The organism is Arthrobacter sp. SLBN-112 (assembly GCF_006715225.1).
In the GTDB taxonomy this organism is placed as follows: Bacteria; Actinomycetota; Actinomycetes; order Actinomycetales; family Micrococcaceae; genus Arthrobacter.
Map to the genome: position 1 here is coordinate 3,166,139 of NZ_VFMU01000001.1, position 17,145 is coordinate 3,183,283.

12 protein-coding genes are annotated in these 17,145 nt (G+C 65.7%); 8 read left to right on the forward strand and 4 right to left on the reverse strand.

What is annotated here, in order from left to right; translation table 11 throughout:
* The first annotated feature begins 36 nt into the window (after window positions 1-36).
* Window positions 37-1,251 (forward strand): dephospho-CoA kinase, encoded by a 1,215-nt coding sequence (gene coaE / locus FBY33_RS14580; protein ID WP_142031176.1) that lies wholly within the window; start codon window positions 37-39, stop codon window positions 1,249-1,251.
* Window positions 1,252-1,331: 80 nt separating this feature from the next.
* Window positions 1,332-3,431: an excinuclease ABC subunit UvrB gene (uvrB, locus tag FBY33_RS14585; RefSeq protein ID WP_142031177.1), complete on the forward strand. Its 2,100-nt coding sequence runs from the start codon at window positions 1,332-1,334 to the stop codon at window positions 3,429-3,431.
* Window positions 3,432-3,526: 95 nt separating this feature from the next.
* Here uvrB and FBY33_RS14590 read toward each other — a convergent pair whose 3' ends face one another.
* Window positions 3,527-4,852, reverse strand: a complete 1,326-nt coding sequence (locus FBY33_RS14590; protein WP_235010583.1) for an ABC transporter substrate-binding protein — start codon at window positions 4,850-4,852, stop codon at window positions 3,527-3,529.
* Window positions 4,853-5,192: 340 nt separating this feature from the next.
* On the opposite strand from FBY33_RS14590, the gene FBY33_RS14595 reads away from it, so the two are divergent.
* Together FBY33_RS14595 and FBY33_RS14600 are read left to right on the forward strand one after the other, a co-directional pair.
* Window positions 5,193-6,221 carry a TerC family protein gene (locus FBY33_RS14595; RefSeq protein WP_142031178.1) on the forward strand — a complete coding sequence of 343 codons (1,029 nt, stop codon included), beginning with the start codon at window positions 5,193-5,195 and terminating at the stop codon, window positions 6,219-6,221.
* A gap of 131 nt (window positions 6,222-6,352) precedes the next feature.
* Window positions 6,353-7,738, forward strand: a complete 1,386-nt coding sequence (locus FBY33_RS14600) for an MFS transporter (RefSeq protein WP_142031179.1) — start codon at window positions 6,353-6,355, stop codon at window positions 7,736-7,738.
* Here the strand turns inward: FBY33_RS14600 and FBY33_RS14605 are convergent.
* The 3 genes from FBY33_RS14605 to FBY33_RS14615 all read right to left on the reverse strand — a co-directional run bounded on the left by FBY33_RS14605 (window position 7,724) and on the right by FBY33_RS14615 (window position 12,143).
* Entirely contained in the window at window positions 7,724-8,998 is a 1,275-nt protein-coding gene (locus FBY33_RS14605; protein WP_235010659.1) for an alpha/beta fold hydrolase, read from the reverse strand. The genes FBY33_RS14600 and FBY33_RS14605 overlap by 15 nt on opposite strands.
* A 64-nt stretch (window positions 8,999-9,062) precedes the next feature.
* The gene (locus FBY33_RS14610) at window positions 9,063-9,578 is read right to left on the reverse strand and encodes a GNAT family N-acetyltransferase (protein ID WP_142031181.1); all 516 of its coding nucleotides are present in this window, start codon (window positions 9,576-9,578) and stop codon (window positions 9,063-9,065) included.
* 21 nt (window positions 9,579-9,599) lie between these two features.
* On the reverse strand, window positions 9,600-12,143 hold the full coding sequence (locus FBY33_RS14615; protein ID WP_142031182.1) for a DEAD/DEAH box helicase: 2,544 nt from the start codon (window positions 12,141-12,143) through the stop codon (window positions 9,600-9,602).
* A gap of 97 nt (window positions 12,144-12,240) precedes the next feature.
* Here FBY33_RS14615 and FBY33_RS14620 point away from each other — a divergent pair, with 97 nt between their 5' ends.
* The 4 genes from FBY33_RS14620 (at window position 12,241) to FBY33_RS14635 (ending at window position 17,104) form a co-directional block, all read left to right on the forward strand.
* On the forward strand, window positions 12,241-13,020 hold the full coding sequence (locus tag FBY33_RS14620; protein ID WP_142031183.1) for a trans-aconitate 2-methyltransferase: 780 nt from the start codon (window positions 12,241-12,243) through the stop codon (window positions 13,018-13,020).
* Window positions 13,021-13,173: 153 nt separating this feature from the next.
* Window positions 13,174-14,919 carry an ABC transporter ATP-binding protein gene (locus FBY33_RS14625; RefSeq protein WP_235010584.1) on the forward strand — a complete coding sequence of 582 codons (1,746 nt, stop codon included), beginning with the start codon at window positions 13,174-13,176 and terminating at the stop codon, window positions 14,917-14,919.
* Window positions 14,916-16,727: an ABC transporter ATP-binding protein gene (locus FBY33_RS14630; protein ID WP_142031185.1), complete on the forward strand. Its 1,812-nt coding sequence runs from the start codon at window positions 14,916-14,918 to the stop codon at window positions 16,725-16,727. The genes FBY33_RS14625 and FBY33_RS14630 overlap by 4 nt, the downstream gene beginning before the upstream one ends.
* On the forward strand, window positions 16,724-17,104 hold the full coding sequence (locus FBY33_RS14635; protein ID WP_142031186.1) for a GntR family transcriptional regulator: 381 nt from the start codon (window positions 16,724-16,726) through the stop codon (window positions 17,102-17,104). The genes FBY33_RS14630 and FBY33_RS14635 overlap by 4 nt, the downstream gene beginning before the upstream one ends.
* The last annotated feature ends 41 nt before the right edge of the window (window positions 17,105-17,145 follow it).

Below are 17,145 nucleotides of genomic sequence, written 5' to 3' on the forward strand. Positions count from 1 at the left end.
ACTGAACACGGCTGCCCGGGCTAGTAGGCTGGCGGCGTGCTGAAAATTGGACTGACGGGCGGGATCGCATCAGGTAAATCGGTGGTGGCCGCGCGGCTGCGGGAACGCGGCGCCGTGCTGGTGGACGCGGATGCCCTGGCACGGGAAGTGGTTGAGCCCGGAACCGAAGGGCTGCGCCGGATCGTGGAGGAGTTTGGCGCGGACATGCTCGACGGCGCCGGGCGGCTTGACCGGGCACGGCTCGGCGCGGCGGTGTTCGGCAACCAGGAGCGGCTGTCTGCGCTGAACGCCATCGTCCACCCCCTGGTCCGCGCCCGCGCAGCGGCCATCACGGCAGCAGCGCCGGACGATGCGATCGTGGTCCAGGACATCCCCCTGCTGGTGGAGACGGGGCAGGGGAGTGCCTTCCACCTGGTGCTGGTGGTGGATGCCCCGGATGACGTGCGGCTGCAGCGCATGCAGGAGCTGCGCGGCATGACCGCGGACGCGGCGCGTTCACGGATGGCCGCACAGGCCACGCGCGAGGCACGGCTGGCCGCTGCCGACGTCGTCCTGGACAACTCAGGGACAGTGCAGCAGCTGCTTGACCAGGTGGACAGGCTTTGGGACGGGCGGCTGGTGCCTTTTGCCCGCAACCTGGCGGCAGGGACCCGCGCCCCGCGGAACGGGGGACCGGTGCTGGAGCCGTACCGTGCGGAATGGGCTCAGCAGGCCGCGAGGATCGCGGCCCGGCTGGCGGCGTCCGCACCCGGACTCATCCTGGCCGTGGACCACATCGGCTCCACCTCCGTTCCCGGCCTGGCGGCCAAGGATGTCATTGACCTGCAGGTGGCGGTGCCGGACCTGGAGGCAGCGGCCAGGATCGCACCGCACCTGGCTGCTGCCGGTTTCCCGGCGGTGCGGGGGATCGAAGCCGACACTCCGAAACCCAGCGCGGCAGATCAGTCCGAATGGCTGAAGCGGTTCCACGCCAACGCGGACCCGTGCCGTGCCGTGAACGTGCATGTCCGGGCGGCCGGCTCGGCCGGATGGCGTTACGCCCTGATGTTCCGGGACTGGCTGCGGAGCGATCCCTCCGCGCTCAAGCTTTACGCGGCACACAAGGCCGGGCTGGCAGCGCGCTTTGCCGGCGCGGACACCACCAGCGGATACGCCGAAGCCAAGGAACCCTGGTTCTCGGACGTGGCGTGGCCGCGGATGTCGGCCTGGGCGGAGGCAACGGGGTGGGTGCCGCCGTCGTACGCCTCGTGAGGCAGGAACCCGGACGGGCGGCTGTTCGCCTGTAACGGACGGGCCCACCCACTGTCGGTGCCCGGTTGTAGATTAGATCCATGAGCCTTGCGCAGGAGATCAACCGTGTTGTCGCGCCCTTTGAAGTCATCAGCGAATTCAAGCCCGCGGGCGATCAGCCGGCCGCCATCGCCGAGCTGACGGAGCGCATCAACAACGGTGAGAAGGACGTGGTCCTGCTCGGTGCCACGGGTACCGGCAAGAGTGCCACCACCGCCTGGCTCATCGAACAGGTGCAGCGCCCCACCCTGGTGATGGTCCAGAACAAGACCCTCGCCGCCCAGCTGGCCAACGAGTTCCGCGAGCTCATGCCCAACAACGCCGTGGAATACTTCGTCTCCTACTACGACTACTACCAGCCCGAAGCGTACGTGGCACAGACGGACACCTTCATCGAGAAGGACTCCTCCATCAACGAGGAAGTCGAACGGCTCCGCCACTCTGCCACCAACGCGCTGCTGACGCGCCGCGACGTGATCGTGGTGGCCACCGTTTCCTGCATCTACGGCCTGGGAACCCCCGAGGAATACATCGCGGGAATGGTGACCCTGCGAAAAGGCGCCGAGATGAACCGGGACCACCTCCTCCGCAAGTTCGTCGCCATGCAGTATGCCCGCAATGACATGGACTTCCACCGCGGTACCTTCCGGGTCCGCGGCGACACCGTGGAAATCATTCCCATGTATGAGGAACTGGCTATCCGGATTGAGTTCTTCGGGGACGAAATCGAGAACATCCAGACCCTCCATCCGCTGACTGGCGAAGTCATCCGGGATGAAGAGGAGATGTACGTGTTCCCGGCCTCGCACTACGTCGCCGGGCCGGAACGGATGGCACGGGCCATCAAGCGGATTGAGGATGAACTGGCCGACCGGCTGAAGGTGCTGGAAAGCCAGAACAAGCTGGTGGAGGCCCAGCGGCTGCGCATGCGCACCACCTACGACCTCGAGATGATGCAGCAGATGGGTTTCTGCAACGGCATCGAGAACTACTCGTCCCACATTGATGGCCGCGGGCCTGGCACCGCGCCCCATTGCCTCCTGGACTACTTCCCGGACGACTTCCTGCTGGTGGTGGACGAGTCCCACGTGACCATCCCCCAGATCGGCGCCATGTACGAAGGCGACATGTCCCGCAAGCGGAACCTGGTGGACTTTGGTTTCCGCCTGCCGTCCGCCATGGACAACCGGCCGCTGAAGTGGGACGAGTTCCTGGAACGGGTGGGACAGACCGTCTACCTTTCCGCCACGCCCGGCAAGTACGAGTTGGGCAAGGCGGACGGGTTTGTCCAGCAGATCATCCGCCCCACCGGCCTGGTCGATCCGGAGGTGGTGGTGAAGCCCACCAAGGGCCAGATCGACGATTTGCTCGGTGAAATCAAGATCCGGGTGGAGAAGGATGAGCGGGTCCTGGTGACCACGCTGACCAAACGCATGGCCGAGGACCTCACGGACTACCTGCTGGGCCACGGCGTCAAGGTTGAATACCTGCACTCGGACGTGGACACGCTGCGGCGGGTGGAGCTCCTGCGCGAACTGCGCATGGGTTCCTTCGACGTCTTGGTAGGCATCAACCTTCTCCGCGAGGGCCTCGATCTTCCTGAGGTGTCCCTGGTCAGCATCCTGGACGCGGACAAGGAAGGCTTCCTGCGCTCGTCCACGTCGCTCATCCAGACCATCGGGCGTGCCGCCCGCAACGTGTCCGGCCAGGTGCACATGTATGCGGACCGCATTACCGACTCCATGGCCAACGCCATCGACGAGACCAACCGGCGGCGCGCCATCCAGGTGGCATACAACAAGGAACACGGAGTGGACCCCCAGCCGCTGCGGAAGAAGATCGCGGACATCACGGACCAGCTGGCCAAGGAAGACGCCGACACCCAGGAACTGCTGAAAAACAACCGCCTGGCCAAGGGTGCCAAACGCGCCAAGTCCGGCGCGAAGGGCGGCGCGCAGGTACGTGCGGACGGCCTCGCCGCTGCACCGGCCGAGGACCTGGTGGGCCTGATCGAGCAGCTGACGGAACAGATGCATGGCGCCGCGGCGGAACTGCAGTTTGAGGTGGCAGCCCGGATCCGCGACGAAGTCAGCGACTTGAAGAAAGAGCTGCGCCAGATGCAGGCCGCAGGCCACGCGTAGGGGCGGTGCCCTTTCCACGCAAGCTCCGCCTGGCAAAACGGCGGGCACCCACCCGGGTGCCCGCCGTCATGCTATTCCCTACTCTGCTGCGGCCTTTACTTCCTGGCCGAATCGATCATTCCCTTTGCTTCCTGCATCAGGCCCTTGGCTGCCTCAGCGGGGGATTTACGGTCGAACAGGACATCAGTGCTGTACCGCTGGATCAGCGCCTGCACCCCGGAGGAACCGGTGGGAGGCACCGGCGGACCGCTCTTCAGGTCCGGCTTGATGTCCTTCAGGAACGCCGCTGCCGCCTTGTCCGCGGGTGTAAGCAGCGGGTCAATTGCGGTCTGGACTTCAGAGTTGGTGGGGAAACCGCGCTCGGTCAGGATGGTCTTGGCCGCATCCAGGTTGTTGAGCATGTAGTTGACCACTTCGGCAGCTTCCTTCGGGTGCTTGCTGCGCGAGGATACTGACCAGAACATGGACGGCTTGTAGGACATGCCGTTCTCCTTGGCGCTGCCGGTGGAGCTGGGGGCGCGGAGGATCTTTACGTCCGTCTTCAATGCTGACTGGAGGGCATTCACCTGGTTGGTCCACCACCAGGACATGGCCGTCTTGCCGGTGGCGAACAGGGTCTGTTCCACGGGGGCGCTGATGTCCTCGGTGGCAATGTTGGCCGGAGGGGCCGCACTTTGGTTGCGCAGGTTCAGCACGTTCTGGAAGAAGGACGTGGCGGTGTCTTCCTTGAAGCCCAGTCCTCCGTCTTCCGAGTACAGCGACTCGCCGTGCTGCATGGCCCAGGTGTTCAGGTCGGAGTCGGTCAGAGAGTAGGAACTGCCGTAATTTGTCTGTCCGGCCTTGCCCGCGGCCGCTGCGATCTGGGCGGCGGTCTTTGTGTAGTCGTCCCAGGTCCAGGTCATGTCGTCCGGGATGGGAACTCCGTAGTCCTGGAACATCTTGGTGTTGACCATTACGGCCTTGGCGTTCTGGCCGGTGCTCAGGCCGTACTGTTTGCCGCTGACCTGACCGGATTTGAGGGCGTCCTGGTCAATTTTGGACGTGTCGATGTTTTCCTGCTTGGACAGGTCCAGCAGTGCGCCGCGGCCACCATACTCGGCGATGTAGGCCTGGTCCATCTGGATCACGTCGGGCGAATCGTTGGCCGCCGTGGTGGTGGCCAGTTTGTCCCAGTAGCTGGTCCACACGCCAGGCTCAGCCTGGATCTTGATGTTGGGGTGCGACGCCTGGAATGCATCGATCACCTGTTGTGTCTGTTTGTTCCGCAGGTCGTTCCCCCACCAGGTGAAGCGGACGGTGACGTTTCCTCCGCTGTCGCCCGAGGGCGACGGGGAGGATGAGCAGCCGCTGGCCAGCATGGCCAGCGCGGCGGCGGTGGCGAGGGCTTTGACCACCATGCCAGTGCGATGAGGAGTCTTCATTGACCAACCTTGACTTTCTGGGACGGACACCGGGGAGGGTGAGAAAGCGTTTTCTCACCCGGAAGAGATTATTTCAACCGCTTGTGCGGGCGTCAACGGTTTGGCGGAAAACGTTATCCAAGCGATCCGGGTCGGCTGTCTGCCGGGCCTCCAGGCGCGCGCCGTCACCTGGCTGGGGTACAGTTATAGGCACGTAGGGGAGTATCCCAAGCGCTACGATCGTCAACACGCAGGGCATAGTTGCCCCGCCGGGCGTAGCGGGCCGCCACATCAGCACCAAGTGCACAGGCTGGCCGGAGAGACTTACACCATTCTTGTGTACCCTGCGAAAGGCTGCCCTGTGCTTGATTTGCCCGTTTGGTTCGAGGTTGGCTCGTTTGTCGTCCTCGGCCTGATTCTCCTGATCGATCTCCTCCTGGTGGTCCGGCGGCCGCACGAACCGTCCATGAAGGAAGCCGGTTTGTGGGTGGCCTTCTACGTCACCTTGGCCCTGGCCTTCGCCGGTGCCATGTTTGCTTTCACCGGTCCGGAGTTCGGCAGCCAGTTCGTGGCCGGCTGGGTGACGGAATACAGCCTCAGCATCGACAACCTGTTCGTATTCATCATCATCATGGCCAGGTTCTCGGTCCCGCGGAAATACCAGCAGGAAGTGCTGATGGTGGGAATCATCATCGCCCTGATCCTGCGCGGCATCTTCATCATGCTCGGCGCCATCGTCATCGAACAGTTCAGCTGGGTGTTCTACATCTTCGGTGCGTTCCTGCTGTGGACGGCCTGGAAGCAGGCCCAGGACGAAGGCGAGGAGGAAGAGGACCGGGAGAACCCGCTGATCGCCAAGATCCGCAAGGTCATCCCCATGTCGGAGAAGTTCGACGGCGGCAAGCTGCGTACAACGGTCAACGGCAAGAAGGTCTTCACCCCGATGGTGATCGTCTTCATCACCATCGGCCTTACGGACCTGCTGTTCGCGGTTGACTCCATTCCCGCCATCTTCGGCCTGACCCAGAGCCCCTTCATTGTCTTCACGGCCAACCTGTTCGCCCTGATGGGCCTGCGGCAGCTGTACTTCCTGCTCGGCGGCCTGATGAACCGGCTGATCTACCTGAAACACGCGCTGTCCTTCATCCTCGCGTTCATCGGCGTCAAGCTTGTCCTGCACGCAATGCACGTCAACGAACTGCCCTTCATCAACGGCGGACAGCACATCGAATGGGCTCCGGAGATCCCCACCTTTGTCTCCCTGGCCGTGATCGTGGGCACCATCATCATTGCCGTGGTCGCCAGCCTGCTCAGCTCCAAGGCCCAGGTTGCCATGATCGATCCCCGGCTTGAGGAAGACGCGCGCAAGAGCCACAGCGACGCCGAGTAGCGCCCGCCCACTCATTCAATCCGGGGGATCCCGGCCGCCTGCGCGGCCGGGATCCTGCCTCTTAAACCCCTCCTGGAGGAAGCGGACCAAAACCCCTGTGGCGCCCGCCGCCACGGGACTATGCTCTGAACATGGCCCGCACCCTTGTGATGGAGCAGGACGTGCGCCACGTGCAGCGGCGCACTGTCGTGCTTTTGAGCGTGGCCCAGGTCTTCAGTGGACTCGGGACTGGATCAACCGTGTCCATCGGCTCAATCCTGGCCGTAGAGCTTTCCGGTTCCAGTGCGTGGGCCGGTGCCGTGGCGACGGTCATGACCCTTGGGGCCTCCGCCGCGGCGCTGCCCCTGGCATCGCTTGCGGAGCGGCGTGGACGCCGGGCCGGGCAGGTGGCCGGTCTCTCGGCGGCTTTGGCAGGCGCCGTGCTGATGGTGCTGGCCGTTGTCTCCGGCCTCTTCGTCCTGTTGCTCCTGGGATCCGCGGGCATCGGCGTGGGCACGGCCGCCAGCCTGCAGGCAAGGTTTGCCGCCGTCGACCTTGCCGCCGCCGAGCACCGCGGGCGGGCATTGTCCACCGTCGTCTGGGCGGTAACTGTGGGCGCGGTGGCCGGGCCCAACCTGATCCAGCCGGGTGCAGCCGTGGGAGCAGCGCTGGGGCTGCCGCCGGTCGCGGGCCCGTTCGTGATTTCGGGCGCCGGACTCCTCATTGCCACGGTGATCCTGTTCACGGGCCTTCGCCCGGACCCGCTGCTGCTGGCCCGTCAACGTGCCGCCGCCAACGCTGCCGGAGTTTTCCCGCTTGCAGGAGGAGCCCCGGCAGGAGGAGCGCCCGCCGGGGCCGCCCCTGCCACTGACGCCGTGCCCGCAGTGGCGGCTGCCCGGGGCTCGCTCAGCCGCGGGTTGCGCGCCATCCGGGGCTCACGGACAGCCCTGCTGGCGGTGGCCGGCGTCGTGGCCGCGCATGCGGTGATGGTCGGCGTGATGTCGATGACGCCGCTGCACCTCCAGCACCTGGTGGAAGGACCCGGACCACATGCAGGGCATGTTGCCGAGGGGGACGTGCTGGTCATCATCGGCTTCACCATCTCGCTGCACATCGCCGGGATGTTTGCGCTCTCCCCGGTCATGGGCTGGCTGACCGACTGGGCCGGCAGGATGGAGACCATCATGATTGGTTTCGCGGTGCTGATCGCGGCCGTAGCTGTTGCCGGGTTCGGCCAGTCCTCCACCGCGGCAGTGGCCGTGGGGCTGGTCCTGCTGGGCATGGGCTGGTCCGCGGCGACGATCTCGGGCTCCACACTGCTGGCGGAGAGCGTGGGGCAGGAAGCCCGGGTGGCGGTCCAGGGTGTCTCCGACATGCTGATGGGCGCCGCCGGTGCCGTGGGCGGTGCCCTGTCCGGGCTGGTCCTGGGCTTCGCCGGCTATCTTGGCCTGAACCTGTTGGGCGGAGCCATCGGGGCGGCAGTCCTGGCCGCGGCGGTCGTCACCCGGCTGTCAGACCGGCAGTCAGCGCCCGCCTGACCGCACCATGCCCAGCAGGCGCGCGAAGATCCTTTCGCCGTCGTCGGCGATTCCGTCGTGATGGAAGTCGGCCGTCTCCCAGACCTGCAGCCCGCGCACCGCTGCTGCAGTCCGCAGGGAAAGGTCCCGGTCCACGTAGATGTCGTCTGAGTACACCGCCGCTGCCACGGGAACTGTGTTCGCGGCCAATGCCCCAGCGCTGTACAGCGGCGTCCAGTCCTGCTTGGCGGCCAGCAGTTCCGCCACGTCCCGCAGCGGCCGGAGGGCGGGGTCCTGCTCGAAGTACCACGGGTAGACCATCTCGCCGGTAAGCAGCAGGGGATCGGCGTCCGGCCGGAACCACGGGTTCTCGCCGAGCATCCGCCAGGCGGACCAATTGGTTGCCTCCCCCTGGCCGTAGATGGATTCGTGCATCAACGCGTACAGCGGGTTGGAGCGGCGGGAAACCACGCTTTGGAGCTGTTCCAGGAACGCATCGGAGAGCCGGGGTCCGGCGGCGGTTTCCACAAAGGCGTCCTCGAGCAGGTAGTGGAGGCCGTCCACGCGTGTGTTGCCGCCCAGGAACGCCCCGGCCATCTGGAACCGCTCCACGGTGAGGGGCCCGCCGTCGGGCAGGAATTCCGGTGTGGAGCGCAGGTGGCGGGCGATTCGCTCCACAACCTCCCTGTCCTCCGGATACCAGCGGAAGTACTCGTCGTTGCGGGCAGCCACCCGCTGGTACGTGGCCCGGTACACGTCATCCGCGCTGCCGGTGAGCGGGGCAAGCCCGCCCGTGATCAGGACTTCGCGCAGGCCCTCAGGTGCGAAGGACAGGTAGGTGAGCGCACAGAAGCCCCCGTAGCTCTGGCCGTAGATGGTCCAGGGCGGTGAGTCCAGCACCTGGCGGATCAGTTCCGCGTCCGCCACGATCGAGTCGGCCCTGAAGTGCTGCAGGTAGGCGGCCTGCTCCACTGCGGTTCCGCGGGCGGGCAGGGTGGTCCGGTCAAGGGGTGTGGAGAGCCCGGTGCCGCGCTGGTCAAGCATCAGGATGCGGAAGTCCTGTGCTGCGGCCTTGCCCCATCCGCCCAGGGAACCCCATCTGTTGCCGCGGCCGCCGGGGCCGCCCTGCAGGAAGAGGAGCCACGGCAGCTGCGACGCGGCCTCCTCGCTGTGCGCGGCTGAGACATACTCCCGGGCAAAAACGGTGATGGTTTCCGCGGAGCCGTCCATTGAAGCGAAATGGTCCAGGGGGACCGTGAAGTAGTGCTCCACGGTGCGCATGCCACGGAACTCATGCCGGGCCCTGATCTCATGCCCGGCCGCGATGGCCTGGCCCTGCCGCGCGTCAGCCACGGGAGGAAGCGGGAAGGGACGTGCGGGACGGTGCCCGGCCGAACTGGTCCAGCGCTTCTCCAGTCAGCCTGAAGGTGGACCAGCCCTCCATGGGACGGGCTCCGAGGCGGCGGTAGAAATTGATGGAAGGCTCGTTCCAGTCCAGCACGCTCCATTCCACCCGTGCGTAGCCGTTTTCGACGGCGATGGCTGCAAGGTGCTGGAGCAGGGCCTTGCCGTGTCCTTCGCCGCGGGCTTCAGGACTGACGTACAGGTCTTCGAGGTAGATCCCGTGCACGCCCTCCCAGGTGGAGTAGTTCAGGAACCACAGTGCGAAGCCCTGCACCTCGCCCGCCGCGTTCTCGGCCATGGCCGCGAAGACGCGGGGGTTCCCGCCGAAGAGCACCTGCTCCAGCCGTTCGGGGGTGTTCCGGACGGCATCGGGTTCCTTCTCGTAATGGGCCAGTTCATGGATCATTCGGAGGATGGCGGGCACGTCATAAGGGGTTGCGGGGCGGATTACACTCATTGTTCGAGCTTACCGCCGGCGTCAGAGCCGGTTGACGTCCGTCACCCTGACCACCGCTGTTCCGGTGGCATCGGACGCGGCAAGATCCACCTCCGCCGAGATGCCCCAGTCATGGTTGGCCGCCGGGTCGTCGAAAATCTGGCGGACCTTCCAGGTGCCGGGTTCTTCGGTGATGATAAGCAGGCCCGGCCCGCGGGCATCCGGCCCTGTCCCAATGTCATCGTGTTCGTCGAAGTAGTCGTCCAACGCGTCTTCCCAGCGTTCTGCACCCCAGCCGGAACCGGCGTCGAGCTCTCCCAGCGCGGCGGCGTCCTCATCCGCGAAAAGTTCCACGCGCCGGAACATCTCGTTGCGTACCATCACCCGGAACGCGCGGATATTGGAGGTGAGCGACGGCGGTGGAGGCGGCGGTGCGTCGTGCGGCGTCGGCGCCGCCCCGGATGCCAGTTCCTCCCATTCGTCCAGGAGGCTGGAGTCCACCTGCCGCACCAGCTCACCCAGCCAGGCCGTCAGGTCCGCCAGGTCCTCGCGGAGCATGTCCTGCGGAACTGTCTGTCGCAGCGCCTTGAAGGCATCGGCCAGGTACCGCAGCACGATTCCTTCGGACCGGGCCAGGCCGTAGAACTGGACGAATTCACCAAAGTTCATGGCCCGCTCGTACATGTCCCGGACCACCGACTTGGGTGCCAGCTCGAAGTCTCCCACCCACGGCGCGGCCTTCCGGTACACCTCGAACGCTTCGCCCAGGATCTCGGCGAGCGGCTGGGGGTAGGTGACCTCGTCCAGCATGGCCATCCGCTGGTCGTAGTCGATGCCGTCGGCCTTCATGGCCGCTACCGCCTCGCCGCGCGCCTTCTTCTGCTGGGCGGACAGGATCTGCCGCGGTTTCTCCAGGGTCGCCTCGATCACGGAGACCACGTCCAGGGCGTACGACGGCGACTCCGGGTCAAGGAGTTCCAGTGCGGCAAGTGCGAAGGGGGAGAGCGGCTGGTTCAGGGCGAAGTTCGGCTGCAGGTGGACGGTCAGCCGGACGGAGCGGCCATCGGCGCCCTGTTCCTCCGGCGGGATCCGTTCGATGACCTCGGCGGCCAGCAGTTCCCGGTAAATGCCCAGGGCCTTCTTCATCAGCCGCAGCTGGGAGGAACGCGGCTCGTGGTTTTCGGTGAGCAGCCGCCGGGCCGCCGCGAACGGGTCGCCCGGCCGTTCCATCAGATTCATCAGCATGGCGTGCGTCACCGTGAAGCTGGACGTCAACGGGTCCGGCACCGATTCCACCAGTCGCTTGAATGTCGGCTCTCCCCAGGAAACAAAACCCTCGGGCGGCTTCTTCTTCACCACCTGGCGCAGCTTCTTTTGATCGTCCCCGAACTTGGCGGTGGCCTTGGCCATCGCCTTGACGTTCTCGATCACATGCTCGGGTGCCTGAACCACCACGGTCCCGGCGGTGTCGTAGCCCGCCCGCCCGGCCCGGCCCGCAATCTGGTGGAATTCGCGTGAGTTGAGCAGGCGGGTGCGGACGCCGTCGTACTTGCTCAACGCCGTGAGCAGCACAGTGCGGATGGGGACGTTGATGCCAACCCCCAGCGTGTCCGTGCCGCAGATAACCTTCAGCAGCCCCGCCTGCGCCAGCTGCTCCACCAGCCGGCGGTACTTGGGCAGCATTCCCGCGTGGTGCACGCCGATCCCGTGGCGCACCAGCCGGTTCAGCGTCTTCCCGAACCCGGCAGCGAAGCGGAAGTTGGCAATCAGCTCCGCGATCTTGTCCTTTTCCTCCCGGGTACAGACGTTGATGCTCATCAGGTTCTGGGCGCGGTCGATGGCTTCGAGCTGGCTGAAATGCACCACGTAGACGGGCACCTGCCGGGTGGACAACAACTCCTCCAGCGTCTCGTGGACGGGAGTCTGGTGGTAGTAGTAGTGCAGCGGAATGGGCCGTTCGGCGGAGCTGACGGTGGTGGTGGCGCGGCCGGTCAGGTCTGTGAGCCCCGTTTCAAACCGGGTGACATCGCCCAGGGTGGCGGACATCAGCAGGAACTGCGCCTGTGGAAGCTCCAGCAGGGGGACCTGCCAGGCCCAGCCCCGCTGCGGGTCGGAGTAGAAGTGGAACTCGTCCATGATCACGGCGCCGAGTTCGGCTGCCGAACCTTCGCGCAGCGCGATGTTGGCCAGGATCTCTGCGGTGCAGCAGATGATGGGGGCATCCTGGTTCACCCCGGAGTCACCGGTGATCATGCCGACGTTCTCTGCGCCGAAGATCTCACAGAGCGCGAAGAATTTTTCGGACACCAGGGCTTTGATCGGAGCTGTGTAGTAGCTTCGCCGGCCTTGGGCCATTGCCTGGAAGTGCGCCGCAATGGCCACCAGGGATTTCCCGGACCCGGTGGGTGTGGCCAGAATGACGTTCGCCCCCGTTGCCAGCTCCATGATGGCCTCGTCCTGCGCCGGGTAGAGCGACAGGCCGCGGCTTTCCGTCCACTCCACAAACCGGGTGTAAAGGGCGTCGGGGTCCACGGCGGCGGATTGGACGGGGGCGGACAGATCGCTCAGCTGGTCAACGAGTTTCATTGACTTCAACCTTAGTGCCACGTTGCGGGCGGATCGGGAGTCCGTTGGGGGTTAGGCTACGCCTTGCCCGTGTGTGCGTCAGAACCTGGAGAATTTCATGAAATGGGACCCCGCAAAGTACGTCCAGTTCGGCGACTACCGGAACCGGCCGTTCTTCGATCTCACAGCCCGGATCCAGGCCGACGGGCCCGCCCGGGTGGCCGACCTTGGCTGCGGACCGGGGAACCTCACGGCCACCCTGGCTGAACGCTGGCCCGGCGCCATGGTCCTGGGCGTGGATTCCTCCGCGGAAATGCTGGCAAAGGCGGCACCCCTGGTGGAGGAAGGTTCCTCCCTTCAGTTCGAGCAGGCGGACATCGCCGACTGGATGCCGGCTCCGGATACGGACGTTGTGGTCACCAATGCAGCCCTGCAGTGGGTTCCGGGCCACCAGGACATGATGCGGAAATGGCTGGAGGTTCTCCGGCCGGGGGCCTGGTTCGCCATGCAGGTGCCCGGAAACTTCGATGCCCCCTCGCACTCGCTCATGCGGGAGCTCGCGGGGTCGGACCGGTGGGCGGCGAAGCTGGACGGGGTGCTGCGGGGCGGCGAGTCAGTGGGGGAACCGGGGGACTACCTGGGGATCCTGCTCGAGGCCGGCTGTGCGGCGGACGCGTGGGAAACCACCTACCAGCAGGTCCTGCCCGGGCCGGACCCGGTGTTGGAATGGGTCCGGGGCACGGCACTGCGGCCGGTCCTGGCCGTCCTCGATGATGACGACGCCGTGCGTTTCGAAGCCGAATACGCGGCCGCCCTGCGGGATGCCTACCCCGGCGGTGTCCATGGCACCATATTCCCGTTCCGCCGGATCTTCGCCGTGGGCCGCAAAGCGGGCTGACTCCGCGCCCGCCGGATGGTTTTCCGCCCGGTCACAGGCTGTGACAGCAGTGGAAAGTGATCTGGCTTACAATGACGACTGTGGTGTAGGGGTCAAGCCGCCGGCCCCCTCTCGGCCCAGGCATTTACAGGGGGTATTTTGCTGGTCGGACTCATGAGGCGGCAGCTTGCCGGTCAATACGCGTACGTTGGGGCGATCGTTCTCCTCCAGCTGGTCCAGGCAGCGGCAAACCTGCTGCTTCCCACGGTGAACGCGGCCATCATCGACGATGGGATCGTTGCGGGCAAACCGGAGGTGATCTCGCGCCTTGGCGTGCTCATGGCCGCCATTGCCGTAGTGCAGGCGGCATCCGCCATTGCGGCGGGCTACCTTGGTGCGGTGGTGGCCATGCGGACGGGGCACCGCCTGCGGGCCGAGGTTTTCACCCGGATCCAGTCACTGTCCTCCCAGGACGTGGCCCTGTTCGGAACACAAAGCCTGACCACCCGGGCCACCAACGATGTCCAGCAGATCCAGGCTTTCGCTGTACTTGTCTTCACCATGCTCTTTGCCGGGCCTGCCATGGGCATCGGCGGCATCGTCCTTGCCGTGCAGCAGGATGTGGTGTTGTCCCTGGTGGTAATCGTCATTGTGCCCCTGCTCTTGCTGATCATGTACCTGATCGTCCGGCGCCTGATTCCGCTCTACCGTGAGGGCCAGGACCTGCTGGACCGGTCGGGTGGGATCCTGCGCGAGCAGATCATCGGTGTGGACGTCATCCGCGCCTTTGTCCGCCAGGGCCATGAGGTCCGGCGGTTCGCGGAGACCAACGCGGGATTGACCGCCAACAACCTGCAGTCTGCGCTCCTGGTGGCGGGGATGCTGCCCATGATCATGCTGGTGGTCAATACCAGCTCTGTTGCCGTCGTATGGTTCGGCGGGCACCGGATCCAGGCTGGGCTGATGAACCTTGGCGCACTGACGGCGTTCATTGCCTACATCATGCAGATCCTGCTGGCGATCATGATGTCCATGTACGTCCTGATGACGGCGCCGCGTGCCGCAGTCTGCGCCGAACGCATCCAGGCGGTCCTGGAGACCGAGCCGTCAGTCCCCAATCCGGCCGGCCACAGCACGGCCGCGCCGGTGCAGCCCGGGACCGGCCTGCCAAAGCAGCCGGCAACGCTGGCGTTCCAAGGTGTTGCCTTCTCCTATCCGGGAGCAGAAGCGCCCGTGTTGGCGGATATCACCTTCACCGCGGCTCCCGGCACCACCACCGCAATCGTTGGCGCTACCGGAAGCGGCAAGACCACGCTGCTGAACCTGATTCCACGTTTCCTCGAGGCGACCAAAGGCAGCATCACCCTGGCCGGCCACGACATCCGGGACCTGCCCCTGGACCAACTCCGCGCTGCCATGGCCATCGTGCCCCAGCACTCCCACCTGTTTACCGGAACCATCGCAGACAACCTGAGGATGGCGGCTCCTGACGCCACGGATGAGGAACTCTGGGCCGTCCTGGAGGCGGCCCAGACCATGCGGTTCATGCGCGACCTCCCGCTTGGGCTCGCAACCCCCGTTGGCCAGGGCGGTGCCAGCCTCTCTGGCGGGCAGCGGCAGCGGCTCTGCATCGCCAGGGCCCTGTTGCGCAAGGCGCCCCTGTACCTCTTTGACGACAGCTTCTCCGCACTGGACTACGACACCGATACAAGGCTGCGGCAGGCCCTGGACCAGGCGCTCGCCGGCGCAACGGTCATCATTGTTGCCGAGCGCCTTTCCGCCGTGGAGGACGCGGACCGCATCCTGGTGCTCGACGACGGCCGGCTGGTTGCGCAGGGAACGCACCAGGAGCTGCTGGAAACGTCCGCCACCTACCGGGAAATCGCCGAATCCCAGCTCGCGCTGGACGGCACGCCGTGACGGCGGTGGAAGAAGCCGGGGAGACGGCGCACAGTTTCTGGCCGACGGCTGGCAGGCTCCTTGGCCTGCTGCGCCCCTTCCGGCTGCAGATGATGGGTGCGGTGGCGGCAACCTGCGCCTTCGCAGGACTCAACGTTGCCGCCCCGAAGTACCTGGGCGATGCCACTGACGTGGTGGTGGATGGCATCTTCCAGGGAAGCCTTGACCAGCGCCTCGGAATCCTGCTCGGCGCCGTGGCCGTCATGTACGTCTTTGCCTCCCTGTTTAACTGGATCCAGGGTGCGCTGACCGCACGCGCAGTGCAGGGACTCATGTACGGCCTGCGTGCAGCGGTCGAGGACAAGCTGCACCGCCTCCCTTCGACCTATTTCCGGCAACGCTCCCGTGGTGACGTCCTGAGCAGGGCCACCAATGACATCGACAACATTGCGCAGGCCCTGAACCAGGTCCTGACCCAGCTCATCGTGTCGGTTCTGATGCTGTGCGGTTCCCTGGCCATGATGCTGTGGATCTCGCCGTTGCTGGCGGCCATTGCCATTGCCAGCGTTCCGGTTTCCACCTGGATCACCGTCCTGGTGGCCAGGCGGTCCCAGGAGCATTTCGCCAGGCAGTGGAAGGAAACGGGCGAGCTCAACGCATACGTGGAGGAATTCATCAGCGGGCATGAAGTCATCAAAGCTTTTGGCCGGCAGGCAGAGGCGGCGGAGGTGTTCAGGCGCAGCAACGGCCGCCTTGCCCGGGCAGCCGCCAAAGCCCAATACTCAGCCGGTGTGGTCCAGCCACTGATGGTGCTGATGTCCAACCTTAACTACATTGTTGTTGCCGTGGTGGGGGCGCTGCAGGTCATCGCCGGAACCATGACCATTGGCGGCGTCCAGGCATTCATTCAGTTCAGCCGGTTGTTCACCCAGCCGGTGGGACAGATCGGCGGGCTGCTGAACGTGATGCAGTCCTGCGCCGCATCCGCAGCACGGGTTTTCGTGCTCCTGGACGCCGGCGAAGACCCGCAGGAGCCCCCGGGCAAGGCAACCGGCGGTGCTGCAGCGGGCCGCATAGCCTTTCATGACGTCACGTTCGGCTATCCGGGCTCCGTGCCGGCGGTCCGCAACCTCACCTTCATGGTGGAGCCCGGCCAGGCAGTGGCCATCGTGGGACACACCGGCGCGGGCAAGAGCACTGTGGTGAACCTGCTTATGCGGTTCCTGGAACCTTCCTCGGGGCGGATCACCATGGGCGGAAGGGACATCTCGGGCATTCCCCGCGACCAGCTGCGGGCCCGGTTCGGCGTCGTGCTTCAGGATTCCTGGCTCTTTGCGGGGACTATCAGGGAAAACATTGCCTATGGCCTGCCCGGTGCCACGGATGCTGCCATCGTTGCCGCCGCCGAAGCCACCTACGCGGACCGTTTCATCAGGTCCCTGCCGCACGGCTACGGAACACTGCTGGAGAACGGCGGGGAGCCGCTCAGCCAGGGGCAGCGCCAGCTCATCACCATCGCCAGGGCCCAGCTTGCCGGGCGCAGCGTGCTGGTCCTGGATGAAGCCACCAGCTCCGTGGATTCCAGGACGGAGCTGCTCATCAGGCAGGCGATGCAGCGGCTACGCCAGGGACGGACCAGTTTCGTGATTGCCCACCGTTTGTCCACCATCCGGAACGCTGATCTAATTCTCGTCATGGACCACGGACGCATCGTCGAGCAGGGCATGCATGGAAGCCTCCTTGCCGCCAACAGCTACTACGCCACGCTGTACAACGCGCAGTTCGCCGAACGCGACGGCCGCGCCGGCGTTCTGGAGGGCGGCCTGTGAGCGCAGATGCCGGCTTCCCCGGATCCTGGCGGCCCAACCCCGCCAGCAGCGTTGCGCTGTTTGAGCAGCTGCGGCTCCAGGTCATCCACCTGGCGGACAGCGGGGCGCTGGCACCGGGCACCAGGCTGCCTGCCGTGCGGGCCCTTGCGGAGAAGCTCGATGTCGCCCCGCACACCGTGGCCAGGGCGTACAAGGAACTGGAAGCTGCCGGCATCGTTACCACCCGCGGCCGCAACGGGACGGTGATTGCCGCACGGGATGAGCGGCTGGGAGGCCTGTCCGCCGCGGCTTCCGCCTACGCCGCCGTCGCCAAATCCCAAGGTGCCAGTTTCGCCGAGGCAGTGAAGATCCTGGCGGCCGCCTACGATGTTCCCTGACGGCGGAACCGTAAGTGTTCGAAAAAGTTTTCGATTAGCAT

What these genes read in the sequence shown, in the direction of transcription:
- uvrB (WP_142031177.1), top strand. Translation starts at nt 1,332, where the DNA reads ATGAGCCTTGCGCAGGAGATCAACCGTGTTGTCGCGCCCTTTGAAGTC.
- FBY33_RS14590 (WP_235010583.1), bottom strand. Translation starts at nt 4,852, where the DNA reads ATGAAGACTCCTCATCGCACTGGCATGGTGGTCAAAGCCCTCGCCACC.
- FBY33_RS14600 (WP_142031179.1), top strand. Translation starts at nt 6,353, where the DNA reads ATGGCCCGCACCCTTGTGATGGAGCAGGACGTGCGCCACGTGCAGCGG.
- FBY33_RS14605 (WP_235010659.1), bottom strand. Translation starts at nt 8,998, where the DNA reads ATGCGCACCGTGGAGCACTACTTCACGGTCCCCCTGGACCATTTCGCT.
- FBY33_RS14610 (WP_142031181.1), bottom strand. Translation starts at nt 9,578, where the DNA reads ATGAGTGTAATCCGCCCCGCAACCCCTTATGACGTGCCCGCCATCCTC.
- FBY33_RS14615 (WP_142031182.1), bottom strand. Translation starts at nt 12,143, where the DNA reads ATGAAACTCGTTGACCAGCTGAGCGATCTGTCCGCCCCCGTCCAATCC.
- FBY33_RS14620 (WP_142031183.1), top strand. Translation starts at nt 12,241, where the DNA reads ATGAAATGGGACCCCGCAAAGTACGTCCAGTTCGGCGACTACCGGAAC.
- FBY33_RS14625 (WP_235010584.1), top strand. Translation starts at nt 13,174, where the DNA reads ATGAGGCGGCAGCTTGCCGGTCAATACGCGTACGTTGGGGCGATCGTT.